This window comes from Dyadobacter sp. SG02 (genome assembly GCF_900109045.1).
Taxonomy (GTDB): Bacteria; Bacteroidota; Bacteroidia; order Cytophagales; family Spirosomataceae; genus Dyadobacter.
Window position 1 is genome coordinate 162,996 of record NZ_FNYL01000009.1, and the last position, 26,349, is coordinate 189,344.

Sequence of the window (26,349 nt, forward strand, 5' to 3'; positions counted from 1 at the left end):
TTTACAGACGCTCCGGTGGCCGGCTGAAAGGCTGGTTCACTGGAACGTCTGTTCCAAAATCTCCCAATCATAAAAATTCATCCTTCAAACTCCTCTTACTATGAACATATTGATCATCGACGATCAGACGCTGCTCCGCACGGGCATGCGACTCCTCCTGCAATCGCTTTCCGATGAATACTGTCTTTTTGAAGCAGCCAACCTGGAAACGGCGCAGTCGATATTGAATAGCAAAACCAATATCGAACTCATCATCAGCGAGATCAAGATCAAAGGAGTTATTACACCGAACCTGGTGGATATTCTCAGGTCCGTGAAGCCTGACGTTTCGATACTTTTCTATTCTGGGCTCGCCGAGCGGCTGTACGCATTGCCGGTCATGCGGTCCGGCGCCGACGGGTTTATTATGAAACATTCCAAACCCCACGAGCTGGCCAGGGCGATCACCATCATAACCTCCGGCGGCAAATACATAAGCGTGGAATTACAGTCGTCGCTGCTACCCAAGATCGACGCCGGGCATCATATGGACGAACTGGAATCCATCAGCAGGCTCTCCAAACGCGAACGGGCTATCATGACCCAGGTTACGGAAGGGAAAAGTACCAAAGAAATCGCCTTTTCGCTTAACCTCAAATGCAACACCGTCAGCACCTACAAAAAGCGGATCTACAAAAAAATGAATGTGACCGATAACTTTGAATTATTCCACAAATCTCTCGCCCTTTAATTATCGTCTGAGTCAAATCCGCATATTGAAAATGCCGGAAAAATGCATGCTCGAAATAATAGAAGTTAATAAAACGAAACTACTATGCAGCCTCAATAGCAACAACACGGCGAAAATAGCAGCTCACATTGCCGACCAGGCCCTCAGGTTCACCGGGCTATGAAAACTTTACGGTTTCAACACGTCACAAAAATCCCCGTCTATATAAGGGTAAACCAACGATTCGTTGTCATAAAGTTACATAACCTGAAACATCGTATGAAAGCCGGCAAATTGCTAACGAGTTTAATATTATCTCTCGCACTACATTTAATCTTTGCCTCGTGCAGCAGTACGCGGCCAACGTTGCCGGGAAAGCTTGTGAATGAGACACCCACGTCACCTGTATTCTCTCCCGATGGAAAGTTAGTTGCAGCAGGCATTTTCGGAGGTGTAAGGGTCTGGGACGCAGATTCGGAAAACTTTCGGGACTACCTCACAAAGCTTAAAAACGAAACGCCCAGCCGCATTTTCTTTTCACCCGACGGCAAATGGATAGCCGCTGGCGTATACGGAGCAGTACGCACATGGGAGCTGGCAACCGGTGCGTCGCACGATTATCCTATGAAGCTTCGCAACGAAACACCCAGGATCATTGCCATATCGCCCGATGGGCAGACTATCGCTACCGCTACTTTTGGAGGACTAATGAAGTGGAAGTTTCAGGGGTTTCCAGAGTGATTACACCGTTGGTTACCGCGCCACATCCCGGTGATTACCTACCGGATGGAATTTGATCAGTGCCTGATCAGAATTGTGCTCCTGGCCCATTCTCCCTGCCTGGTTAGTACTTGAAGGATGTAAACACCGTCCGCAAAATCCCGGATACTTATAGTGTCGCCCGCTGTCACTTTTACCGTCGTCCCCGAGCTATTCGTCAATACAAGCCGCTTGATTTCCCCACCATCCGGCAAACTCACTTGTAAAAAGTCGCTTGTCGGATTCGGATATACGCCCAGGGTAACGCTGCTGTATGTACGCACCTGACTGAGATGGCTGAATGCAAAGCTTTCGTCGGCGTCGATTATTTTCAGTCGGTAGTAATTAACTCCGGAAAAAGGTGCGGAATCGGTGAGTTGATAATTTGTCAACTCCGTGCTTTGGCTGGCGGCCGATACCGTACCGATCTTCTGCCAGTTTTTTGCATTGTAGCTTCTGTACACTTCGAAACGCGCGCTATTGGTTTCGGACGTAGTCTGCCAACGCAGGTCTACGGTCGCCCCTTCGCGGGTTGCCGTAAAGCCGATTAGTGTAACAGGCAGGGGCTTCATCCATCTGACGACATAGTTGCCCGCCGTGCCGGCGCTCGATGCATTGTCAAGGAAATTATAGGCAAAACCAAGGGAAGTACTACCAATGCTGGTGAATTTTAACTGCAAAAGCGCCGGATCATAATGTGCGATCGTATCCCCATCGGCGAGCGCAATTCCATTGTAATAGAGTTCATTGCCATTCATTCCACTCAGGTCGCTAATTATCAGGATTTTGCCAGTCGTGAGCTGGCCGTCCTCAGGGTCGGTTGCGCTGAGCGGCCCGGGCGAGTCGGCGGCGCCGGTTCCGTTCAATGGTAACAAGCTATTCAAAGCGGGTGTCGGGATATCAAATGAATAGCTATCGCTCACCGGCGGCTGTTGAACCGCGAAATTGGCTTCGCTCAGGATTTGTCCGGCAGTGAGGGTAACAGGCAATATCTGATTAATAATGCCGTCACTACCCGCGCCTGCACCGAGATTTTCCCCTGTCGCGACGAAATTTGCCGGCAGTGACGAACCAGTCGCCGGAGTTCCCGGAATACCCGCCTGACTGGTAAGATGTAAGTTGTAATCGCCCACCAGCTGTCCGCCAAAAGCATAGCGCCCGTCCGATCCCACTGGCGCAGAATCGACCACATTGCCCAGGTTATCCACCAGATTGACATACAATACATTACTCAGATTTGTCCCATTGCCATCTACGGTGCCGTTGCTGAGTCCGTTAGCGTCTTGGAATACATTCCCGGAAATCGTCGCGGTGGCCCACAATGCGTAATCCTCCACCTCGCCGTTGGTCGCGCCGGAATTGGGGTTCAGGATCGTGTCGGTGCTCACGCGGACGCGGACGAAGAACGGTTTTAACGGATTTGGATGGGTAGAGAGACCCGTCCAGGTAAATGTAGCCGTCGTAGCCGAAGCCGGCAGCGTTTCCAGCACTGCTTCCGACGGATCAAAAAGCCCGTTCTGGTTCCAGTCGATCCAACCGCCGAGATTGGTGGGTTGGCCTGTATTATTGGTTATGGGAATAGTGAGTGTATAAGTGCCGCTGCCGTCATAATCCGGGACGGTTGTCGCGCCGTCGACATCGGCGGTTGGACTGAAATGGTTGAGACCTCCATCCGCATCCGGGAGCAAATTGATGTATACATTGGCGGTAGGAGTGATCAAAGAGGCCGCAGTCTGCGAGGCAACGGAATAGACGCCGTCCGTCGTAATAGGCGTGCCGTTGAGCACGAGGTCATCAATATAATGGATCGCTTCACCGTAAGACTCGGGCGCATCGCCGTAATCAAAAGGTGCTACAAACCCCAGCGCCAGGGCCGTTCTCCCCTGCCCCTGCATCTGGACGTCGGCCAGGGTTTTCGTTCCCTGGGCATACATGACCGCCTGCACGCCCATGTTCCGCACCAGGTTATTATAGAGTTTGAAAAACTTGCCGCCATCGCCAATTTCCAGCTTGTAGTTGTTGGGGTTTTGTCCAATGGACGCCGCGTCGTTCCGCACGTCCAGGATTTGCCAGCCCGTGGTCCCGTTGGTTTTGGCCGAAATATACTCGGTACCCACATTATCGGACGCCATGGATTCGGCGTCGGCGATCACCATTCCGGGATAATTCAGGTCGGTCCACACGCCATTGATCTGCATTTGCAATTTCAAATCGATATCAAATTCGATCACCCCGCCTTTGTAGGACCCCGGGTCGGGTGAAATGTAGGTGGCCATACCAATCGGGTTCACGCCCGGGTACATGAGCTGCAATCCGTCGCCGAGCGAGGAAGTGCCGTTACCCACATAGGTACCCGACGTGTAAGGTGCGACAGTCAGCGTGCCGCTCGTGGGCAGCACCGGCCTTTCGATGTTCGACATTTGGCCTACTACCCTCACAAATCCGGGTTCGAGGTCCCAGATGTACGTACCGGCCACAATATTGGTGGAGGTAAACCCGGCTGGAAAGCTGGTCAGCGAAGGCCCTCCCCAGGCCAGCCAGAATATCTTGTTCTGATGTATCCCGGTACCGGTACCATCGGCGTATTGTGCGTGAGCCACTTGTGCAAAAGACATAATGCCCCCTGTCAAAAAACCTAGTAAAAGTTTTTTCATCGATCAATTCAGTAAATGTGATTGGAAAAATGAAGTGTTCAAATCAGGTCTCCCGGAATCCCGGGAGACTGACCTTCGCGTTAGTCACCATGCCCTTTCAGCATGGTAGCCCCCTGGTATTTCAACTAACCTTACTCAACTATTATGCGGATACTTCTTCTGTTGTGTTTACAAAATTGGAGGAAATCGAAGGCTCACACAATACCGCTTTTATGGTATTTTCAGGGTTTTCCCTATCGAATTAATTGCATCGTAAAGCGAACTTTTTACCTGAAAAATAGCTGCACAAAGGGCTTGAAATACTAAAAAACAACGGCTCCCGGGAAACCCGGAAGCCGTTTGTGCAACACCCACTCGCTGCGGGGATAGACGCTACTCAGCCGCATGCCGCTCATAAAGACTGTAATGGTAATTCAATGCTATTTTGCGACGACAAACTTGCCTGTTTGCTCGGTCCCGTCGTGCCGTTTTATCCGCAGGAGGTAAGTGCCATTCGCCAGTTGCCCGACATGCACGGCAGGTTTACTTACCTGTTTTATTTCAAACAAAACCCGCCCGTCGATATTCATGATCGACAATGAAGAAACCGGGGCGACTTTGTCTTCGTGAATGTAAAGCTCTGTCGAAACCGGGTTCGGAAAAAGCAACGAAATACCCATGTCGGTCAGCACACTGCGGATCGCACTGAATGCGAAGGAGCCGTCGTAATCCACCATTTTCAGGCGGTAGTAATTATTGCCGTCCGATGGAGTAATATGTGCAAAGGTATAATGCAGGGTAGTGACGCTCTTATGGCCGGACTCAACACTACCGATCGCTTTCCACCGCCTGCCGTCGACACTGTGCTGAATCTCGAAATGATCGCTATTGACCTCTTCCGCGGTAGACCAGGCAAGGTTCACTGTCCCACCTTCGTCGCGCGCATCGAAGGCCACTAACGTCACCGGCATTGCTCCTGTAATCGTTACCCCGGTTGCGGATGTATTGTTGGGACTCATGTCAGACACTGTCGAAGGGCCAATCGCGGTTCCCGGCGCTGTGCCGCTGGCAAACTCGATCACCGAATTAACGGTCTCGGAGCTGATGGTTTGGGCCAGTGGCGTGATGCTCAATGCAAACTCGCGGCATTCTCCGGCCGGAAGCGCGTCGGTGCCGTTCGACAGACGGATCTCAGACCCTGAATTGGAAAGAATTGTCCAGCCGGCCGGCAGCCCGTTTTGAACGCCGTTTATGCTCACGCTGGCCGCCGGTACCGAAATACCGGGACGGATCTTATAAGCAGGTAATGTCCGGGTGCCGCCGTCGTTGTTGCAAACCGTTACCAAAATGGCGCAATCCGTTGCATCGAGCGGCCACAGGTCATCGTTGATGCCTGTTTGCTGCGCAATGATGTTGATCGACACGTCCTGCGCCACGGCCCGGGGCATTGCCCAAAGACCCGCAGCGACTACCAGGAGTACGTTGATGAAATATTTTCCCATGTCTTTCTCCGATTAGTTGGTGGTTATTTTGGAAACCGCTTGGTTGTTGCCGTCAAAAGTATCGCCTCCCGAGCCGGTGAGAATCGTGGCCGTAAGGTTTTGCGAACTGCTCGGCGCCGTGCCTGCTTTACGCGTGGCCGTAAGTCCGAGGATCGCCGTTCCGTTCGCCGCGATAGTCAGGCCGGGCTTCAACGTGATGGTAATGAAGTTCGCATTCTCGCGAAAATTCCAGTTTCCGTTTTCATTGGCCGTTCCTCCGGCCACTGCCGAGCTGCCGGATACCCCCGATTGATCGGTAGCCGAAAGGGTAATCCCAGGCACTGCAAGGTCCCACCCGCTGAGTTTGTTGATCCGCACCGTTACTGCCGATGTGGTGGTTACGGCCAGTACTTCGTCGAGGCGTAAAATAAAGTCGCGGGCCTGGCCAGTGGAGAAACCGGTAGCATCCAGCTGAATGGCGATTTTCAGGTCGGGGTCGTTGCTGCCGGGGATGGACATTACCTCGTTAGACCTGGTCAAAGCGTAGCTCGAACACCGGCTGCTCGCATCGCCTTGGAGCATCACTGTATTGCGGATCGTATCCGCGCTGGCTTTGGTATCCACCTGGAAAGTAATGGTTGAAATACCGGTCGGAATGGTCATTCCGTAAATAAACATCCCGTTTTCCTTTCCCGCGGTGCCATAGCTATTAGGGGTCCCGCCCATCGACGAGCTCAGGGAGCCGGCCACGAAATGTGCCTGGTCGCCTGCAAAGTCGGTCAGGGTTGCGCCGGTGACGGGCGAGCCACTGGTGTTTTCGAACTGAACCGTGTAGGTCAGGATCACGTTCCCGGTTGCGGCGTCATACACATGCTTGTCGACGGTCTGCGTGATTTTCGGTAACACAGTTTGCGCAGACGGTGTGAAAGTAATGGTAGTGGGCTGGCAACCGGCATTGTCGCTCAAATCATCGCTAACGCCTGTTCCACCGCCCTGGACCGAAAAGGAAGTCTGGTGGTTATAGGTACCCGAGGCCCCGCCGGGCGAATATACCCTGGCATAAATCATATGTTCGCCCGGCGTGATCAGCGCGTCGGTAATGGTCAGCGTGCCTGTTTCGTCATATGCATTAATAGATCCATAAGTAAGCCCCGGCGCATTCACGGTTCCTTTTACATAAGCCAGGACACCAATGTTGTCGGTGAGCGTAATGGTTTTGTTATAACAACTTTTATTGATGATTTTCATTGCCAGGATCACCGAATCACAAGTCGCGGTGGAAGGCGCGTCATACCATCTGTCGATGTAAATATCATCCGGATTGATACAGGTTGCGGTGGCCGGCTTCTGGCAATTCAGGGTCATTTTCCCTATTGCAAGCTCCTGGAAGTATTTCGCGGACGTGCTGGACGCCTTTTTCCAAATCACCTCTACCCTGTCGATCGGTTTGTCGAAACTCACATTGGTGAAGCTGTAAGGACTGTTGGGAACGTAATAATACCGCCCCGTTGCCGTATTGGCATTCAATGTATAAGAATTGTACATTGAAGCGGTGTAGTAGGCGTTGTCACCGACTGCGGGACTCAATTTAGGCAAGATCAGCTGCGCACCGCAGTAGCCGACGACGGTAACCTGATCGATGTTCTCGTACAACGCATCGATCCCCGCAATCTGGAAGCTGGGTTTGGTACCCTTTGAAAAGCGGATCTCCCAGGTCATATCGGAATTGGGGCCTGAAAGATTGTCGTAGCGGTATGCATAAGCCCAGTCACCGAAAGGCAGTGGCCAGTACGTGGGGTAATAAGCCGCGCCGTGCGGGTCTTTCAGCTCGTAGTTGACCACGATATCCCCGGCACCGCCCGAGGCATTCTGCGTGCGGATGGCGTTACCGTACAAAGGCGACGCATACGCAAGTCCCGGACTTGAAAACTGCGGCCCGCCGAGGCAGGAAATGCATGTGCCAGCGGTAACGGTGCCCGCGAACTTGAAGTAACTGGTAGCGGACGATGCAAAGTTGTATTTGAACTCCCAATCTGCGCCTATTTTAATGCCTTGGACATATTTGACATTTCCGTTAAAATCCGCCGCATCCCCTACCACCATGAAAACAGGTTCACCGCTCGCCAGGAAGGCAGCGATGTGCTCGCTGCTGTCAGGCAAAGTGATTTTGACCGAATCCACAATCCCCGTTTCCGTCAGCTTCCAGACGCGGTTCGTGAATGTATTGATATTCGTCTCGGTATAGCACTGATTGGACGGAAAAATGTTGTTCAGGCTGTCGAGCCCGTTATCACCCACAATTTCGTATGCGCCGTCATTCGCGAATGTACCCGTATGCGCGGCGTTGCTCGCGGCAATCTGGTTTTGCAAACCGATGGTCAGCTCGTAACCTGCATGTACGCTGCGCGACTGCTTCTGTTGCAGTGCTTCCGACGACTCCCATCCGATACTGGTAACCCGGTTTTTGTAAACGTCGGCTATGCTGTACAACACGGCACCCGATGGCGAAATGTAGTCATGGATTAACGTAACGCCATATTTGATCGCCAGATAAGTATTGACCTTACGCTTTTCGTCTGTCGTCAGGTCCCTTTCATAGCCAATCACTTCGGGTATCGTCGCATTGGCTATCCTGCCAAAATTTTCTCCGAGCTGCGAACCCTGGTTCCCTTTTATGGAAGATGCAAGAACCGCCGACTGTCCCTGGGAAACGCTGGTGCCGTTTACTCCTGTGAAATAGTTGCTGCCTACTGTCCACGAGTAGCTGTCCAGGTTAACCTGCTTGTCAAGGTTATCTGCGGCCGGTCTTGCTGCTACGCCGAAGTTTCCGCTCACGCCGTCATAAACCCACGTCATGTAATTGTAGGTTGCATTGTCGTTGTAAGTGGATAAAACGGGGTTATAGGCGACAGCTGCGGTGGCTGTCGTAGTGGTACCTCCGAGGCCCAGGGACACGGCCGTATTGGCTGGCACCTGGTCGGAATTGAACCGGGTCATAATAAAAAAAGACCCATTGGTGCTGGCCGCCGTGAATGGACGCCCGGTAGGCACTACCATGAACTTTGCCGACGCAGAGGTCTCTCCTCCAAAGTCCACAGCCGGATTGAAATTGAACAGCGCACTCGCGGGAACTGCGGTGGGTTGCTTCCCTGCATTCGTCTGCGTGTAGGTGTTACCGGCAGTCGACTTGTCGGTCCAGGCCGACGGCGTGAATCCGTCGTCCGCTTTCAGCCATATCCGCAGGTTGGCCGACACCCCGCCGGGCGACTGGCCGAACGACGGCGACACCGCGGACAGAAACAGCATTAATCGGAATAGTGTTTTCATATAGATACATAGTTGGTAAACAGTTGAAAAAACTCAGTCGCGGAGCATAACCACGTGTCTACCGGGAAACAGTCGATGCTCCGTCCAGCACGTCCTGCACGACCCTTTTCAGCTCCGCAACGCCGGAATCCTTTGAGAGATAGTTGGTAACACCGATTCTGATATAATCAGCAAGCATTGCAAAATCGGCTTTTTCGTCATAAAAAATCACTCTACGAAGGTCGAAAAGCAACTTCACCATCATGATGAGCGGTACGTTGGATTCATATTGGCGCTGCCCGAGGGCAACGATTAGTATGTCGGGTTTGAGGCCGGGATGATCTTGTAAAAAACTCTGAAAATCGTCGCTGCTGGTGATCGAAACGTCGTCCAGTAATCCATCCAGAAACAACGTCAATCCTTGCCTGAGCACAGGGTATCTATCGATAATTGCAATAGTAGGTTTCATGTTAATGCTGATGTCACTGCCTTGGCAGATATTGAGAGGATGGCTGATATTTCAACACTTCATTAGTGACCGGCAAGACAAAGGTCAATCAAAAAAACAGTCCGGGAAATACGCTAAAAAGTGTATTTTTAAATCCATTAATACCTCAAACAGGGTATTGCCGGTCTTACGGGTTATTACGTACTTGGCCCTGCGATCAGGCATGTCCCTAGTCAATACCCATACCCACAAGCACCCCTTCCATGGAAAGAAATTTACTTAATTTCGACGTTGCAGTCGTTTTTGACGATCATCAGCTGTTTTCTACATCTTTTTCGATGCTGCTCGAAAGGATGGGCATATTTTCGGCCGTCTACACATTTACGAGTGAGACCGACGTACGTTCTTTTTTTATACAAACAACCTTCCGTCATGTGTGCTTTTTCCTTGACTACTACATCCCCGGCTGTAATTCATTGTTCCTCGTCTCGGATATCCGGCGTTATTGCCCCGGTACACGTATCGTGATCGTGACCAGTGTTACGAATCCTGTGGTTTTGAAACAGGCGCTGCTCTACAAAGTGGATGGGTTTATCAGCAAAATCGACGATGCGGATGAAGTCGTCAACGGGTTACGGGCTATTTCGGCTCAGAAAGTTTTCTTTTCAAGAACCATTACGTGCATTCTGGAGACGGAGCCGGATACGAACATCGCTTTTTCCCCGCGCGAGCTGGAAGTACTGAAATGTTTTTCCAATACACACACCGTCGAACAAATCGCCGACAGGCTCAATATCAGCAAGCACACGGTACTGACCCACAAGAAAAACCTGCTGGCCAAATCCGGGTTTCATACGGTGAGGGAACTCGTGGCATATGGACTAAAATCGGGGCTTATCACTTCCGATTGAGCGATTTCGCTCTCAATACGCTCTCATTTTAAGGATTTTGAAACATCCCCTGAAACTACCTGCCCTTTCTACCGGAATGGAATATACGCACTTCAAGTATTTCATAATTTTACAGGGATCTGAATGCGGGGCATTTATGCCAAAAAGCAAATCTATCCCTGTCAGAGGTCCGGCACAATACCTCGTTCAGGGTATTGTGCGCAATGGCTGGTCATCTTACATTAGGAAAAATAAATTCTCAAATTCCCGAACCACTATTGCGAGGGATCCGCAGAAATAAAAATTAACGCATCCGAAAATGAAGGCCCTCATAAACACCCGTTATGATCACCGATTGGTGATCCTGATTTTCTGCCTCATACCCGGGATGGTGAACGCCCAGATCAGTGTAAAGCTGCACAGATTGTTGCCAGACTCAATGAGACCAGCTGATCGTGCCCACGTGACTTTGACCGAGGCACAACCCATTTTTCTGCGCACATTTGGCCTGAAAGGCCTGGGGCATGGAGAATACGACGAGACCGATAGCCTGTGTTATTTTTTAGCACCGAAATACCGTAGTATCAAGGATAATTTCCAGCGGCAGAACTTCCTGTTTTCTGTGTGTATCTACCTGTATAACAGCTACGCCAACCATACCAATAACAAGACAACCCTCAAAGACGAGCATTCTCCATACCGGTCGCCACATGCCGGTTCGGGGCTAAAATATTGCAATTTGTTTCTGGAAGAATATTCGCGTCGGCCCGGTGACAGCTACCCCATGATGCTGGTTTTATTGATCAAGGCCCATTTTCAAATCGAGAACGACCTCTATAAAGATGCTTACTATAATCTGCAACAATTACGTAACCTTAGCGAGAAGCAAAAGCAGGTCCAAATGAAAGCTTACGCCTACAATACATTGTCCTTGCTGTTCCAGACACTTTCGCTTACGGAGCAATCATTGGCATATGAAGACAGCGCCTACCAAGTTGCAAGGTTGCTTCCTACCAATAATCATATGGACAACATGTTCCTGTTGGGTATCATCCAGACCCGCCAGCAACTGTTTTTTGACATGCTCACAAGTACGGGTAAAAGGCAATTTGCGGACAGCATTCGCGGCATCCATCAAAGATTAATGTCCGAGCCGGACGAACACATAGAACTATCCAAATCCTCATCCTTCGTAACCGTTGCCATGGTCAACTATCGCGACCGGGATTACAAAAATGCACTGGCCAACGTCGACACCGCACTTCTGATCTATCCTGATTTCCTGAGAACATCCATGAGCGAAGAAGCAATCGTCACCAAAGGACTGAGCCTGATGAAACTCGGCAAGACTATCGAGGGAGTGAAAGTCCTCCAATCCTTACTATTTCAGACCAGTACGGGAAGCATCGTTATGGAAGCGCTCAATGAATTGTACAACTATGAACTGACAAAAGGCAACTACCGAAATGCATTAAAGTATCTCAACCTGCAAATACGACTGACAGACCGGAAACATAAACTCGACTTAGACGGCCGGGCGCTGGAAATGGAACAGGTCCACAAGGCCAAAACCAGGGAAAATGAAATCGCCTATTTAAAACAACTTCAAAACCGGAACGGCCTGATATTCCTTTTTGCAATCACTTCAATCCTGCTGGTGCTTGCATTTATCCTATGGCGTTACCGTGCCGGTCAAATCAGGACAAGAAATTTAGTCAAAAGGATTGATGAGGCTATGCAAATGCAGGTTTCCCAGATTGAAAGTGCCGTGGACGCCGAAAGGAGACTCATCGGTCAACAGCTGCACGACGACCTTTCGTCTTCTATTGGTGCAACATTTACGTATTTGAGGCTTACGGCTGACGAAAAGCACGATTTGAGAGAAAAGGAACAGGCATTGGCCATATCGAAAATGCTGGAAGCCAGTTACTATAAAGCCCGTGGCAAGTCACACGAGCTATACCTGGAAAAAGACTCGTCCGATTTCTGGAAACGCTTCTCCGTACAGGTGGAGCTCCTGTTTTCAGGATCGGGTATTGATTTTAGCCTGAATGGCGACCTCAGTGGTACTATCCTGTCACCGGAGATCAAGACAACGCTCGTGATGATCGTAAAGGAAGCGATTACCAACATCGTCAAGCATTCCAGGGCAACTCGTGCCGAAATTCTGCTGTACGACGACCATCACTCGGTTGTTATCGAAGTGAGCGATAACGGACGCGGATTTTCTGTGGAGGGGACAACGGGTAAAGCGGGACTCAGATCTATTTGTGAACGGGCCGAAAAACTCGGCGGCACGGCAAAATGGTCTTCAGAACGCCACAAAAACACGGCTATGGCTGTGAGAATACCACTTCCGTGCAGCCATGACCTTCACTTATGAACTGATCAATGCAAGACGCCAGGCCATAAAAGCATCAAGACCACCATGCGTTACTGCAGAGTGCGAAAATCCCGGATCAATGAGAATGTGGCACCTTCTACCGCCTCAGCGCTAGGCCCTACCCCAAAATGTCCCCGTAAGGGCACGAAACTTACAGCTACATTCTCATAAACACTCAATACTCCACTGATTGAGGGCAAGGAGTACAGGCTCTAATTTCCTTCCCTTTTCCGTCAAAGAATATTCTACCGTCGGAGGCACCGTCGCAAATGCCTCACGGGTGATGAGCTTATGTTGTTCCAACAACTTCAACTCTTTTACAAGCATTCTGGTGTTGATGCCTGGTATTGTCCGCTCCAATTCCTTAAACCGGCGTTTTCCTGCAATCAAGGCGTTGATGATTGGGAATGCCCACTTTCCGCCTACTATGTCCAGCGCGTTCTGCACGGTACAAAATATTTTATCTTTTTTCTCCGGCTTAATTCCTTGATAATCCATAAAACAGTACTTTTTGGTATTACTTCCCATAAGTGTAACTACTTGCAAAAGTAAAGTAATGAGGGCAAACTTTGCATAATCACTTTACATTTTATGCAAATGAAAATTTTAGAAAAGAGTACTATTGGCGACTTGGAGCTGACAAATAGAATGGTGATGGCACCCATGACCAGAAGCCGGGCAGATGAAAACGGCGTCATCAACAAACTGGCGGTTTTATATTATGGGCAGCGCGCCGGGGCGGGGCTTATTATTTCGGAAGCCATAAACATTAGCGAACAAGCGCTTGGAATGCCCAACACACCAGGAATTTATTCTCGGCAGCAGGTGAATTCCTGGAAAGAAGTAACAGATGCCGTTCACAGGGCCGGTGGAAAGATATTTGCCCAGTTGAACCATGCTGGCCGGGTAGCCCACTCGCTCAATAGAAAAGGACACCTTCCTGTGGCACCTTCGGCACTGGCAATTGAAGTACAAGAAGCCTACACTCCCCGCGGGCAGAAAGCATATGAGGTTCCGTTAGCACTCTCGGTATCTGATATCAAACAGATCATTCAGGATTATAAATCTGCCGCTATCAACGCCTTGGATGCCGGATTTGACGGGATTGAACTACATGCGGCGCTAGGCTATCTCCCCAATCAATTTTTAATGGAGTCGTCGAACAGGCGGACAGACGATTATGGCGGAAGTATAGAGAATAGAAGCCGTTTCATTTTGGAAACGATGAAAGAAATCATCGGGGTTGTCGGCCCAGCAAGAGCAGGCATCAAACTCTCTCCAAGTGTCGTGGTAAACAATATGCTGGACAGTAACCCTAGTGCTGTATACGGCCATCTGATCAGCAAACTGAACGAGCAACCATTGGCTTATATCCATTTAATGCAGGCCTTATTTCCTTTGGATGAACTGCCGCATTACCCTAAAAATCCGCTCGAAAGTTTTGCTCATTTGACCGACAAAACGATTATCACGAACGGAGGATACAACCGAGAATCGGCAGAAGATATTTTACAACACAACAAAGCTCAATTCGTGTCTTTTGGAAGCTTATTCCTGGCAAACCCGGATCTTCCAACAAGGTTTGAATTAAATGCTCCGCTCAATCAACCCGATCGCGCTACTATGTATATCGGGGGTGATGAGAAAGGTTATACGGATTATCCTGGTTTAGATGTTCAATCTTTTAAAACAACATAAAAAACTATGGACGGCAAACAAAAATTAGAGATCGAGTTCTGGGCAGATAATACGTGTTGGTTATTACAACTCAACTCTCCAAAAAGTCCATCAAGCGGAGCTCCATGTTCTTCTCCATAAACATTATTGATGTTTCGCTCGGTGCGATCACTCTTTGTCGATACTACCTGCAGATTCTATACAACATTGTTGAAAGCCTGCCAAGCATTTTGACCACCCCTGATAAGCTCCTGTTTTTTCGCAAGTAAAGTCCTTTCTTAAACAACTTATTAGATTATTTTATTCCCTAACTTATGCATTTGAAATCGTTATGTAATTAAATAGATTACAACTCCAAATCATTCCCAGTAAACCAGATCTATTATGCCCTTAGACCAATACTTTGAAGAGAACCCTGCCGGAGCAGGCAAAGAAATGAGCTTTTTGGATCATCTTGAAGAGCTAAGGTGGCATATTATCAGATCGGTACTCTCCATCGGCGTATTCACCGTGATCGCCTTCACTTACAGAACTTTTATTTTTGAAGAGATAATCCTGGCGCCGAAATCTGCCGGCTTCTGGACATACCGCATGATGTGCAGACTTGCAGATCTGACCGGCTATGCGGATTTGTGCGTGCAAAAGCTTGACTTCGAGCTTCAGGTCCTCGGCATTTCCGACCAGTTTACCCTGGCAATGACATCATCTGTGGTGATCGGATTGTGCTTCGCTTTCCCTTACGCATTTTGGGAGTTATGGCGCTTTATCAAACCCGGGCTCCATCCGGCAGAGAAGCGGGCTGCAAGGGGAGCTGTTTTCTTTGTTTCGCTTCTCTTTTTCTCGGGCCTTCTTTTTGGCTACTATATCGTTTCCCCACTGTCAATCAACTTCCTGGCCAATTTCCAGGTGGCTCCCGGCTTAAAGAACGAGTTTGATATTAACTCTTATCTGTCAGTACTGGCAACCCTTTCTTTGGGCTGCGCGCTTATATTTCAAATGCCCATTGTCGTATTTGTTCTCTCAAAGGTCGGAATACTCACTCCTTCTTTCATGCGGACTTACCGCAGGCACGCCTGGATCGGGATTCTGATTGTAGCAGGCATTATCACTCCTTCACCCGAGATTTACAGTCAGGTGCTGGTTGCCCTGCCGCTTGTGGGCCTGTACGAGGTCAGCATATTTGTTTCCCGTTACGTAGAGCGCACCAGGCTAAAAGAAACCGGTGTAGACCAGATCATTAACCTGTTTTTGCTATTTGTACGATTTGGTTTCTTCAAACTTCTTATTGGCCGCTATCGCTACCAGGCGGTTCATCGGGCGTAAACGTTTAAAAATCTGGATACGGCTGGCTCGTTATTTCAAAAAATGGCGGGCCACGCCGTGTAAATCTGAGAAGTTTCCCTCTACCCCGCCCTATTTTCTGGCGGACAATACAAGCGATGCTATGGAGTCGGGTAACTGCTCATTCTGCCACTGCTGCTCCATAACCCTTTCATGTTCCGGTAGCGCTTTTAAAGCGTAATCCGCAGCTTTAAGAGCGTGATCGGCCATGTGCGCGACAGCAACAGCATGTCCTGATGCCCGAGTCAGGGCAATCTTCGCAGGGTCGTCGAGTTGTTTAGCAATTGCGATAGCCGCAAATGCTGCCTTCCGCACCTCGCCAACAGATACCTTGCCTTGCGCCCAGGCATTACCGGTCCCAAGTATTTCTAATAAGGAAGGATTGGATTGCTCGCCATTAAGTGCTAGTGAATGTTTTACACAGCCGGAAGCCCACTGCAATAAATCACGATGCTGCTGCATGGTTAAGGGCCCTCCACGATGCTGTGCGACAAATCTGGTGTCTCGCATAATCCGAAAGTTATTAATATGTAGCGAAAGTCCCGGCAGCCTGGCCATCTTTTCAGTACCCCCGACAAATGGGTTGGAAATGTAACATTATGCTACGCTCCGCCTGCCTCCAATGACGGAAAACTACCCAAAACACCTCCCGGAAGTCCGGGAGGTGTTTTGGGTAGTCAACGAGAGCATCTTAGAATGCCCGTGTTCTCCATGACATCTTATTTCTTTACAAAGCGGTGCGTGTTAACTGAACCGTCGATTTGAGTCAATCGGAGAATGTATATGCCGCTCGTTAAATTTGTCACGTCGAGCGCCTGATCGCTTTCAAAACCGGCATCCAGACTACGCTCTGAAACGACGATTCCGGCCGATGAAATAATCTGAATACGGAATACCGATTTAGCATTACCCGTGCGTACTGTTATTTTATCAATGGCAGGGTTGGGCCACAATGTCAACATACCATTTGTGAATTCAGCAGTCCGGATACGACTATAAGCGAAAGTACCGTCGTTGTCGATCATTTTCAGACGATAATAGTTCTTGTTTTGCAACGGGGCGTTATCCGTAAATGCATAGGTTTTCACAGAACTGCTTTCGCCGTGGGACTTGACAGAGCCAATCGCATTCCAGTTGCGTGAATCAATGCTTCGCTGGATTTCAAAAGACTCACTGTTAGTCTCCATGCTTGTCGACCACGACAAAATTGCCGTCTGATTCTCGGTTGCGATGTCGAATGCAATCAATGTGACAGGTAATGCGACGATCGATCCAATACCGATTTGGGAAATATTAACGCCAGCCGGAATCGTGCCATTAATCGTGCTGCCTTCCGTGTTCCCCGAGGCATTGGCAGCGCCACTCAGATCTATCCAGCTTGATCCGTTCCAACCAATCAGACGTAAATTCGCGGCTGTTGCAAAGGTCGATGCATCAGGCATTGAAACAGTGATCATCAACCCGTCATCGTCGGTTGGGTTCGCAGCCACCCAATCCCAGCTTCCAGCGGTGAATACAGATTGAAGTGGTGTTGAGAGCGAATTCGCATCTTCGACATTTGTAGTTTGATAAGCAGTCGAAAGGTGTGCCGCACCAGTTGCAGGTGCTGACATTGTCAGTATTCTGGAATCGGTGCCGCTGCCAACCGGGAAGCTAAACGCTTGGTTTCCGACTTTGCCCACATAACCGTCGACATGTTGGTTATCAGTATTACCCCCCGAATACACCGCACCATTTTGGAATCGCAGCTCGCCGGCAGATGTGTTGGCACGGACGGTTGTGGTGATTCCGTTCTGGAAATCGGCTTGGGTAAAGACGTTTGCCCCTGCGGTGTTAGTAATGTTGAACAAGCTTGTGGAGCCGTTTTTTAATACCAAACTGGAGAAGTTTGGAGCAACCGTGCCACTCACTTCCTGTGTCCCGGGGGAGCCCAGCGGACCGTTGAAATTATCGGTGCTGCCGCCGCCGCCATTAGCATCGTACGGGCCATTCACCCGCAGGGTATTGGCGGAGGATTCGAAATGATCGAATATAGCGCCAAATGCCGCCGTGTAAGCCGAGCCTGCTGCACCGGTTACTTCTGTATGCGTATCGTAATTGCTGACGTAGCCGAAATTATTAAAGGTGGTCCCGTCAACGAAAACCTGGGCACGGGTTTGCTGCAAACTTAGTAGCAGCAAACCGCCGACGGCTAGGTTGATGTGTTTTCTTTTCATAGTAAATGCAGTTGAAAAAGAGAAAGGAAGATTACTTCGCAATTGATTGGTCGGCAGTGCTATTCCCGATCAGCTTTTCCACGCTGGCTTTCAATCCGTTAAGCTCGTTGCTCAGGCCGGCCATACCACTTTTGAGGGTGGCGTTTTCTTTCTTCAAAGCCTCGATTTCAGCTTGCTGGTCTTGAATAGCCTTAGTCAAAAACGGTGTCAGCTTGCTGTAATCGACCGTCCAGGGTTGTGAAACGTCGGCGCCGCCTTTGGTCACCACGCTGGGCAGAACCGTATAAAGCTGCTGAGCAATGAAGCCGGTTTGTTGTGAGGTCTTGTTCGTTTTGTAGTTGTAATCACTTACCTGGATCTTCATCACATCCTGTATGCCAAACTTCGTGCTACGGATATTTTCTTTCAGGCGCACATCCGAAGTCGTGTTATAGACAACACCGGTGCCCCCGTTGGAAGATATATGTCCGAGATTGGCGCCGTTTGCCCTGAAAATGACAAAGTTGTCTACGTTCACAGGCGCCCCTTCTTTTTCCAGCAGAAGAAGGCCGTTCAGGTCGGCGCTGGTTGACTTAATGTAGTGGCCGACTGATGAGGACGTTTGAGTAGAAAGTCTGGCAACCGAGCTGAAAGCTTCCAATGGTTCAACTACGCCAATGCTCACATTGCCATCTTGATTAATTCTCATTCTTTCCTGTACACCGGTGGTGAAAAACGCAAGAGCTGATTCCTGCCCTTCACCATTACCTTTATAAATACCTAGAATACTGGAATTTGTTGCGTGGAAACCGTTATTTAGGTATGGGCTGAAATATACACCACCGATAATATCGTTGTTGGCCAATGGGGTTGGCGCGGCATACGTACCGTTCGCTGACATCATAAACATCGCTGGCGCTTTGGAGCTGCCAAATCCCTTGAAATAATGGTCGTTGCCGGCAGCGGCACCTTTATTGTCGGCCACAATTTCGACCACTCCGACCGGTGTAGTTGTCCCTACCGAGAATTGGCCTTCAACCGCTGCGCCATTGGCCGGTGCGGCTGAATTTGAAAAGTTTTGTCCGATTGCCGCGTTTCCGTTGACAGAAAGCTTGCTTCCGGGAGTTGACGTTCCAATACCAACGTTTCCTGTTTGTGCGATGGCGGCAGTGCCGGCCAGTACAAGAATTGCGGCTGCGAAGTACGTAGTCTTTTTCATGAGTAAAGATTTTAAATAAACAAATGATTATATTAAGTAAACTAATGGTTACATAATTTTTTAGGCACAATAATCCTGTGGGCGCAGTCTTGCCCGAGTGATCAATTACTTTTTAGAGGGAGTTTTTGGGCGAGCTCGAATATCGAATTGACTTTCATTTTTTCGAGTATCCGGGCCTTGTAAGTGCTTACCGTGTTTGGATTAATGTTCAGTATAGAGGCTATTTCTTTACGCCATTTACCTTCCAGTATCAGTTTAAGGACTTCTTCCTCACGAACTGAAAGCAGCGGCACTTTAGATGACATGCTTGCTTCACCTTTTCTTTGAAAAATTCCTTCCAACAGTTGTTGCTGAACAGTTTCGCTCACGTAACGTTTGTCGTTTAACACAGTCTCAACCGCGAGGCGCATTTGAGGCCGTTCCAATGATTTTGAAGCGAAGCCGTAAGCGCCGGCCGCTATGTATTCAATCGCATACTCACTTTCGTCAAAACCCGTGCAAACCAAAATTTTAACTTGCGGTCGAATGCTTTTAAACCGGGTAATCATTTCCGCGCCGGTACCGCCCGGAATATCGATGTCAAGAATGATCAGGTCAATTTCCAGGGCAATGCATGCCTGGATAGCCCCCTCGAATGAAACCGATTCGTAGATTTCCGCTCCTTCCACTATTTCATTCATCAGGATCCTGAGTCCGGTACTGGTCAGGAAGTGATCTTCGACTATCAACACTTTCTTCATGAATTACAAAATCAGTTTACCGGGTCAGTCTGCTTTCGTTTGAGACGAAGTTCTTTTAATGATAAAATGCCCAGTTTTTTGAAAATAATTTGTCGGTAGTGTGTGACCGTCGCCGGTTTAACATGGATTTTCTCCGCAATATGCCGGCGGCTTAACCCGGCGGCAAGAAGGTCGGCCACTTCTTCCTGGCGGGCCGTGAGTGCCGGGAAGGAAAGATCGCCTATAACAGCGGATACGAGCTGTTCCTGAACTTGTTCACTGATAAACCTTTTGCCAATATTGGCATCAAGCAATGCGCTTCTAAACTCTTTTGAAGACGAATTGCTGGAAAACAGCCCGTTGACGCCCCCCTTTAACAACAATCGCATTAGCGTAAAGTCCGATCTAAGGTTTACCCAAATGATCATGTCAGGAGCTGCTTTCTTGATTGCGGCGATCAGATCGAGATCCGTAGCGTTCAGGCCTGCAAGGTCGATAAACGCAAGCTGAAATGTCTTTTCATGGCAAATCATCAGGGTTTGGGTTAGTGAGCCTGTTTCGGTAAAACGGGTAGTGTGTATAGTATCAAGTATTACAGAGCGCAGGCCTGAAACAATCAATGGACTATCGGTAATCAAAAGAACTTCCATTATAGAATACTATTTCGACACATCGTACACAAATGTAGGTGGTCGATGATTAGTAATTTGTAGTGCTATGCTGTTATTACAACTACATATTTGTAGGGTTGTATTTACATGAAATGGGTCTGGTCAGAAAACGTCAAAGTAACGTTTGTACCGTCATTTCCACTCCGCATGCCCAGCCTCACTTTGGCGAACGGTGCGAGTTCTTTCACGATGATCAAACCTAAACCACTGAGCTTGTCCGGTGCCGCCAATGGCCCGTCTTGTCTAAACCATTCGACAATGGCAGATGGCAAACCTGAGCCGGTGTCCCGGACCGATAAGGATACAGCCCCGTTGACGTTTGACCATTCAGCGTAGATGGTGCCATTCTCGGTGTACTTGTTGGCATTATCAGTCAGGTTTCGGATAATGATATGCAGCAGTTGAGGGTTTGTGAAAACCCTTGCGTCCTGGGGCACATTATTTTGAAAAATGTTGGAATTTGCCCGGGCAGTCTTTGCATACAAATGGAAACTTCTATCAACGACACCGGCCAGGGCGATTTCTTCCATTTTTACCTCTGTATTGTATACTTGTACTTTCATGTAAGTCAAAAGCTCGTCGGTTGATTGCTTGATCAGCCTTATGGCATTTTCAAGCTGGCTGTTGAGATGCACGGCTTTATCGATCTCCTGCCGGCCAAGTAGCCGACCGACTTCGCTGGTAACGAGTACGGCCGACGAAAGCGGAGACCGAAGGTCATGCGCCATGGAAGTGAGCAGCCGTGACTGCAAATGAAATTGTTGCATAAGATCGTTACGCGATATTTCGAGCGTCAGAAGGATCTGCCGAAGCTCATCGGTGCGTTCGGACACCTGTATTTCCAGTAATCTGTTTCGGTGCTCTATTTGTCTGAAGCGCATCCGCCACATCAAAAATCCAAGGATAAGTAGTAAGGCGATGGACAGTATTTGTGGCCACGTGCGTTCATACCAGGCTTTGGGGATGGATATGACGATTTCCTTAGTCTTGTAAATGCCTTTTTGCAGATCAGTTTGTCTACGGATAATGAGCTTATGTATGCCCGATGGAAGGCTTGGATATCGGATAATGAGTTTGCCGTCTTGTTCCTTAATTTGTTGCCATTTCAGGGAAGAAGTTTCCTGGTCAGGTTCGGCCAGACAGTACGTCATATTCAGGTCTCCCTGGTCTTCAAAATACGCGGCGGAAAGAAAGACTTCGAGATTAACTGATTTGGAAAGCCGGATGGTGTCGTGGTTTGGTTCTATTACGCGATCACCAGCAACCACTTGGTCAAGCACAAAATCACCTGTTGAGGAAGAAGCGTTCTGTGAGGGGGAAACGGCAGGGCGTGTCTCGCCTGCCGGACCAATGTTGTCGGCTTGTGTGAGGTCTTTTACGAATAAACCTTTCCCGCCGGCCAGGAAAACTTTTCTATTTTTTCGGTCATGATAAATGATATCTATGCTGTCCGAGTCGAAGCTTGAATAAGATATGAGCAGCCGCGTCGTAAGCGTGCCCTCTGGTTGCTGAGTTATCTCAAATACCTGACCGTCAATGTAAAAGAATGCCTGTGCGGTTTTGTTATTCCAGAAAAGTTTGACCGGTGTTTTATTTTTTGCGTAGCTCTCATTGCCGGTGAGATCGCCCCCGATGGAAAACAGCGACTTCTTGTTGTCGTAAATTTGGGTGAATGATTTATTGGAATTCAAATAGTATAAGCGGCCCCCTAATGTGAAGTAATTCATTCGCTCACCAATCTTGTTTGGCACTTGATACCGGCGCTGCCAATCTCGATAGTAAGCGACCGCGGTGGGGCCGCACAGATAAAACTCCCCGTCGCCAAAATTACTTGCGACCATCGTCGATTGATCCGCATTGATGACTCTTCCCCATCTTTCCGGCAATCCGTTGACAAAATCAAATTTATCCTTCGCGCGGAGCGCGTGTACCTTTTCATCGCGCAGTAGTACTTCATCCCCTACGGGATACACCTTACCATCCCTGATGTTCGCTCTGTTGCCGGTCGCGAAGGTCACATAGGCGACATCTAATTTACTTGGGTCACTGCTATTTCTGCGCCCCGGCGAGATGGTCCATACAGCGTTGGAAGAAGCTGCTTTGTGATCTTTGCCGAAAACACGGAAGTTACGTCCGTCGAAACGGGTCAAGCCACCTTCCGTAGCAAGCCACACAAATCCCTTTGAATCGACTGAAAGGTCCTTGACATTATCATGCGGTAAACCATTCTTCGTAGTAAAATGCCGTATATGGACGTTTGGCTGAGAATATGCAACGATGGAGAACAGAAAAAACCAAATACTTAAAATGGGTTTGAATTGCTGTTGATTAGAGCGTATTGTTGAGTACATGCAGTTAATAAAATCGCGTCACAGGAACTGGAAAGCATTCGAAGGGACGATGCACCCTAGCTGAATATTTCGGTGAATGTACTGAATTCGACGAAAAGTGATAGACTATCGAATAATTTCGATGCCATGTATAATAAACTACTAGTCTGAGTTGGGTGAAGAGCGTGTGCAGCCGGGTATCCGCTAAGGATTTAGCATCCCACCTCCCGCTAACCTTTGTTGTATGCGAATGTTTTGATATGTTGGGTACGAAACCAAGGCCAAAATCACCGATTTCAACGTGTATGAAAATCCTGTTCTTTTCAACGAAGCCCTACGATAAAGTCTTTTTTGACACGCATAACCAGTCCTACGGTTTTGAAATCGAGTACCTGGATACGCATCTGGGCCCGCATATCGTGAACGTAGTGGACGGCCATGAGGCGGTTTGTGTGTTTGTCAACGATAAAGTGAATGCGGAAGTCATTTCGGTACTCGCCGCAAAGGGTGTCAGGATCATCGCTTTACGTTGCGCCGGTTTCAACAATGTGGATCTGGAAGCGGCGCGCTCGCATGGCATACGCGTATGCCGCGTACCCGAGTATTCGCCCGAGGCGGTCGCCGAGCATACGGTAGCCATGCTTTTGACGCTCGTCCGAAAGACGCACAAGGCCTACAACCGCGTACGTGAACAGAACTTCTCTCTGAACGGGTTGCTCGGTTTCAATTTGTACGGCAAGACGATCGGTGTGGTCGGCACAGGTAAAATCGGGAGTGCTTTTTGCCGGATCATGAAAGGCTTCGGCTGCCGGGTTATCGCTTATGATTTGCTACCCGATGTGCAACTTCAATCGGCCGGGATCGAGTACCTGCCATTGGAGGCGGTGCTGAATGCGGCGGATGTGATTTCACTCCATTGCCCGCTCAACCCCGCCACGCATTACCTGATCAACGACCGTACGCTGGCCATGATGAAGCCGGGCGTGACACTGATCAACACCAGCCGCGGCGGACTGATCAATACGGCCCATGCGATCGACGCGCTGAAAAGCAGGCACCTGGGCAATCTGGCGATCGACGTGTACGAGCAGGAAGAAAAGCTATTTTTTAAAGACCTTTCAGAAAGCATTATCGAGGACGACACGATCCAACGCCTGATGAGCTTCCCGAATGTGCTCGTAACGGCCCACCAGGCATTTTTCACCAACGAAGCATTGACTAAAATTGCTCAGGTCACGCTCCATAACATCGACCGCCTCCGGCAAGGGGAAGAACCCGCGCAAAGCAATGCCATACTGGTCTGAAAGCTTTCCGAGGGCTATACTTTGGAGAATCACGTGTTTGCCAGCAAATCAAAATACTCGTCGTCCTCGTGTGCCGGTAACCCCGGATGCTCGGCTAATCGAGTAACGGGCATCTAAAAGGTGAACCAGAGGTACGGTTTGGTAGCGAAGGTCAACGCCTGTTCCAGCTGCTCACCAGGATCTTCTGCAAGTTTCGGCGCGACGGACGGGTTCTTCGGATAACCCTTTCCATCGAATTTCAAGAGCCTGTCCGCTCCCCCACTGTACACGGTCAGGTCTTTCCAGCCATTGGTCTTTTGATCAAGGATTGTGAACGGAAACTTTACGACCGTGAAATGCGTGATCAGCTTGCCCTCCGAAGACAACAGCAACGCCGTGCAACCACCCGACCCGCACCAATTCATCCCGGTGAAGCCCACCAAAAGCTCACGCTTTCCGTCACCGTTCAAATCGGTCCCGTAATACACAAAGCGGCGTGCAGATGAATCGGCCCCAACCAACTCTTTTTCCAGTATTACCGGTAACACTCCTTTGATCAGGTTAGCTGTGGCTGCGTCTGACGCATTTTTCTCGTAGACAGATCCCGAAATGGAACCGGATGAATCAGTATCCGTGCCAACTTTCGTTGTTGCGCCTTCGGTTGGAGTTGCCTCACCGCTACTTTCTGTGCGAGACCCATCCCCGTTCTTACAACTCGTAAAGCCGATCAGTACGAGGATAAACAAAAGATAAATTTTAGAAGACATCATATTCAGGGAAGTGTTAAAAAAACCAAAATCAGGAGTCAAAAATCAGTTTATATAATTGTACTTTTTCAATATCACAAAAATCCATGTATGGCCGATGACTTTCCATTTGTTCAATAATTTAACCTAAATGAAGTCGAACTCTATAATTTTTACAAATTATTTTGACAAAAATAATTTATGTCTGTTAAAAAAATGTTTAGTATTGCAATAATACTCCCGATTTAATACGCTCACTTCTCAACGGCATTCATAGTCACTAAAATCCATGAAAAATACAAAATTGGCGATCGCCATCTTGCTGATTTTATGGCTTGCCGGGTGTGTCAGACTGGAAGCTGAAAACATGGAGGCCGACATTCTCGGGATCAAACTTCCGGACTCGGCTTTGATCGCCCCGCCCGTCGTCTCGGCATCGGGTAATAGTGGATTTTCCCTTGTAACACCCGAGAAGAAACCCGAAGCCTACCCTACCCGGCCTTCTACTGCAGATATTAAAGGAACGTATTCCGCCCTGTTCTCCCCAAACTAAACACAACTGACTGATAATAAACACACTATTATCCATTCCAAAAACCAAATCCCCCATACGCTTATGCAACTACTACATCGACAATCAACCGTTCCTCCAAGCAAACTGCCCCCCGGGCAAGCGCCAGGCGCAGGAAAAAAACTGATGCGGCTCATCAACCGCAGCACATTTGCAATTTTGTCAATATCGCTGATGGCCGTCGGACCTTATCGGGGAAATGCACAAAACGTTGGCGAGTCGTCCTATCTGGGCAATTCCAAATACATAGAGATCTCGCCCGGCACGGGCCTGGGCCGCTTGCGCGATTTTGCCACCTCGCCGCTTTTTTACGAAGGAACCACAAGCCGGATGTCCGGAGCATTGTCCAGACTGGGCCCCTCACGCGACATCTCTACCGGCGTTTCCGTACTAAGAGGCACATTAACAAGCGATTACAACGAGCACGAAGCGCAAAGCAAGGTTACGACGATTTCCATTCACCATGCACGTCTTTACCAGATATTCAGAAACAGCGCCGAAAAGTGGAACTTCAAAGCGGGTACGGAAGCAAACCTGACGGGTAACTTACGCGTCAATCCGGCACTGATGAACAGCGCGGTCGGTATCGAAGCGTTCCCAATCATCTTTGGAACATTCAAAGTGACCAGGGACATCACCCGGGCCACCGGACGCCGCGGAAAAGAACCGAAGAAGAAAAGCCTGTCATTCAAAGTCAATGCGAGCCTTCTTAGTGCTTCGTTCCGGAACGGTTACTCGTACCTGGGCATAGGCCAGGTCATCGACAAGTCGGGATTGGAAGGCTTGCTGGATGACTATCGCTTCAAGGCATTTGGGGTTAACGCGCTCAGTACGAGCCTTGATTATACATTGTGGTTGAAAAACAAAAACGGGTGGCGGTTCTCCTACGGTTGGGATGCCTACAAGACCAGAAAGGACTATGCCGATTTCGAAATGGCGAGTCACACGCTTCGCGTAGCACTGCTCTTCAACACTAAAAACAACTGAT

At 49.1% G+C, this 26,349-nt stretch carries 21 protein-coding genes; 9 read left to right on the forward strand and 12 right to left on the reverse strand.

Annotated elements, in window-relative coordinates; all coding sequences use genetic code 11:
* The first annotated feature begins 100 nt into the window (after positions 1 to 100).
* Both BMW93_RS21470 and BMW93_RS21475 read left to right on the forward strand, forming a co-directional pair.
* Positions 101 to 730: a response regulator transcription factor gene (locus tag BMW93_RS21470; protein ID WP_090381133.1), complete on the forward strand. Its 630-nt coding sequence runs from the start codon at positions 101 to 103 to the stop codon at positions 728 to 730.
* A 258-nt stretch (positions 731 to 988) separates the two neighbouring features.
* A complete protein-coding gene (locus BMW93_RS21475) occupies positions 989 to 1,450 on the forward strand; it encodes a WD40 repeat domain-containing protein (protein WP_177194160.1) in 462 nt (153 codons plus the stop codon).
* A gap of 56 nt (positions 1,451 to 1,506) precedes the next feature.
* On the opposite strand, the gene BMW93_RS21480 is transcribed toward BMW93_RS21475, so the two are convergent.
* The 4 genes from BMW93_RS21480 to BMW93_RS21495 form a co-directional block, all read right to left on the reverse strand.
* Positions 1,507 to 4,122 carry a CshA/CshB family fibrillar adhesin-related protein gene (locus BMW93_RS21480; protein ID WP_090381137.1) on the reverse strand — a complete coding sequence of 872 codons (2,616 nt, stop codon included), beginning with the start codon at positions 4,120 to 4,122 and terminating at the stop codon, positions 1,507 to 1,509.
* A 419-nt stretch (positions 4,123 to 4,541) separates the two neighbouring features.
* The gene (locus BMW93_RS21485) at positions 4,542 to 5,603 is read right to left on the reverse strand and encodes a T9SS type A sorting domain-containing protein (protein WP_090381140.1); all 1,062 of its coding nucleotides are present in this window, start codon (positions 5,601 to 5,603) and stop codon (positions 4,542 to 4,544) included.
* Positions 5,604 to 5,615: 12 nt separating this feature from the next.
* A complete protein-coding gene (locus BMW93_RS21490; RefSeq protein WP_143061697.1) occupies positions 5,616 to 8,909 on the reverse strand; it encodes a hypothetical protein in 3,294 nt (1,097 codons plus the stop codon).
* 58 nt (positions 8,910 to 8,967) lie between these two features.
* Entirely contained in the window at positions 8,968 to 9,357 is a 390-nt protein-coding gene (locus tag BMW93_RS21495; RefSeq protein WP_090381145.1) for a response regulator transcription factor, read from the reverse strand.
* Positions 9,358 to 9,599: 242 nt separating this feature from the next.
* On the opposite strand from BMW93_RS21495, the gene BMW93_RS21505 reads away from it, so the two are divergent.
* Together BMW93_RS21505 and BMW93_RS21510 are read left to right on the forward strand one after the other, a co-directional pair.
* Entirely contained in the window at positions 9,600 to 10,247 is a 648-nt protein-coding gene (locus tag BMW93_RS21505) for a response regulator transcription factor (RefSeq protein WP_090381149.1), read from the forward strand.
* 298 nt (positions 10,248 to 10,545) lie between these two features.
* The gene (locus BMW93_RS21510; protein ID WP_090381152.1) at positions 10,546 to 12,609 is read left to right on the forward strand and encodes a sensor histidine kinase; all 2,064 of its coding nucleotides are present in this window, start codon (positions 10,546 to 10,548) and stop codon (positions 12,607 to 12,609) included.
* Between the two features lie 165 nt (positions 12,610 to 12,774).
* Here BMW93_RS21510 and BMW93_RS21515 read toward each other — a convergent pair whose 3' ends face one another.
* Complete coding sequence (locus BMW93_RS21515; protein WP_218147720.1) at positions 12,775 to 13,107, reverse strand: helix-turn-helix domain-containing protein; 333 nt, start codon at positions 13,105 to 13,107, stop codon at positions 12,775 to 12,777.
* Positions 13,108 to 13,206: 99 nt separating this feature from the next.
* Between BMW93_RS21515 and BMW93_RS21520 the strand changes: the two genes are divergently transcribed.
* Together BMW93_RS21520 and tatC are read left to right on the forward strand one after the other, a co-directional pair.
* On the forward strand, positions 13,207 to 14,307 hold the full coding sequence (locus BMW93_RS21520; RefSeq protein ID WP_090381502.1) for an alkene reductase: 1,101 nt from the start codon (positions 13,207 to 13,209) through the stop codon (positions 14,305 to 14,307).
* Between the two features lie 363 nt (positions 14,308 to 14,670).
* Positions 14,671 to 15,609: a twin-arginine translocase subunit TatC gene (gene tatC, locus BMW93_RS21525; RefSeq protein WP_090381154.1), complete on the forward strand. Its 939-nt coding sequence runs from the start codon at positions 14,671 to 14,673 to the stop codon at positions 15,607 to 15,609.
* 90 nt (positions 15,610 to 15,699) lie between these two features.
* Here the strand turns inward: tatC and BMW93_RS21530 are convergent, their stop codons facing one another.
* The 6 genes from BMW93_RS21530 to BMW93_RS21555 form a co-directional block, all read right to left on the reverse strand.
* Positions 15,700 to 16,089 (reverse strand): putative immunity protein, encoded by a 390-nt coding sequence (locus BMW93_RS21530; protein WP_218147722.1) that lies wholly within the window; start codon positions 16,087 to 16,089, stop codon positions 15,700 to 15,702.
* Between the two features lie 257 nt (positions 16,090 to 16,346).
* Positions 16,347 to 17,843: a T9SS type A sorting domain-containing protein gene (locus BMW93_RS21535; protein WP_090381157.1), complete on the reverse strand. Its 1,497-nt coding sequence runs from the start codon at positions 17,841 to 17,843 to the stop codon at positions 16,347 to 16,349.
* A 31-nt stretch (positions 17,844 to 17,874) separates the two neighbouring features.
* A complete protein-coding gene (locus BMW93_RS21540) occupies positions 17,875 to 19,041 on the reverse strand; it encodes a tail fiber domain-containing protein (RefSeq protein ID WP_090381159.1) in 1,167 nt (388 codons plus the stop codon).
* Positions 19,042 to 19,142: 101 nt separating this feature from the next.
* Entirely contained in the window at positions 19,143 to 19,781 is a 639-nt protein-coding gene (locus tag BMW93_RS21545; RefSeq protein WP_090381162.1) for a response regulator transcription factor, read from the reverse strand.
* 11 nt (positions 19,782 to 19,792) lie between these two features.
* Positions 19,793 to 20,410 carry a response regulator transcription factor gene (locus BMW93_RS21550; RefSeq protein ID WP_090381164.1) on the reverse strand — a complete coding sequence of 206 codons (618 nt, stop codon included), beginning with the start codon at positions 20,408 to 20,410 and terminating at the stop codon, positions 19,793 to 19,795.
* A gap of 104 nt (positions 20,411 to 20,514) precedes the next feature.
* Positions 20,515 to 22,605, reverse strand: coding sequence for a HAMP domain-containing sensor histidine kinase (locus tag BMW93_RS21555; protein ID WP_177194163.1), 2,091 nt, complete (start codon positions 22,603 to 22,605; stop codon positions 20,515 to 20,517).
* A 461-nt stretch (positions 22,606 to 23,066) separates the two neighbouring features.
* Between BMW93_RS21555 and BMW93_RS21560 the strand changes: the two genes are divergently transcribed.
* Positions 23,067 to 24,065 carry a 2-hydroxyacid dehydrogenase gene (locus BMW93_RS21560; protein ID WP_090381168.1) on the forward strand — a complete coding sequence of 333 codons (999 nt, stop codon included), beginning with the start codon at positions 23,067 to 23,069 and terminating at the stop codon, positions 24,063 to 24,065.
* Positions 24,066 to 24,178: 113 nt separating this feature from the next.
* Here BMW93_RS21560 and BMW93_RS21565 read toward each other — a convergent pair whose 3' ends face one another.
* The gene (locus BMW93_RS21565; RefSeq protein WP_143061698.1) at positions 24,179 to 24,814 is read right to left on the reverse strand and encodes a hypothetical protein; all 636 of its coding nucleotides are present in this window, start codon (positions 24,812 to 24,814) and stop codon (positions 24,179 to 24,181) included.
* 265 nt (positions 24,815 to 25,079) lie between these two features.
* On the opposite strand from BMW93_RS21565, the gene BMW93_RS21570 reads away from it, so the two are divergent.
* Both BMW93_RS21570 and BMW93_RS21575 read left to right on the forward strand, forming a co-directional pair.
* Complete coding sequence (locus BMW93_RS21570) at positions 25,080 to 25,343, forward strand: hypothetical protein (RefSeq protein ID WP_090381173.1); 264 nt, start codon at positions 25,080 to 25,082, stop codon at positions 25,341 to 25,343.
* Between the two features lie 63 nt (positions 25,344 to 25,406).
* Positions 25,407 to 26,348 (forward strand): hypothetical protein, encoded by a 942-nt coding sequence (locus BMW93_RS21575; RefSeq protein ID WP_143061699.1) that lies wholly within the window; start codon positions 25,407 to 25,409, stop codon positions 26,346 to 26,348.
* Position 26,349 lies beyond the last annotated feature (1 nt).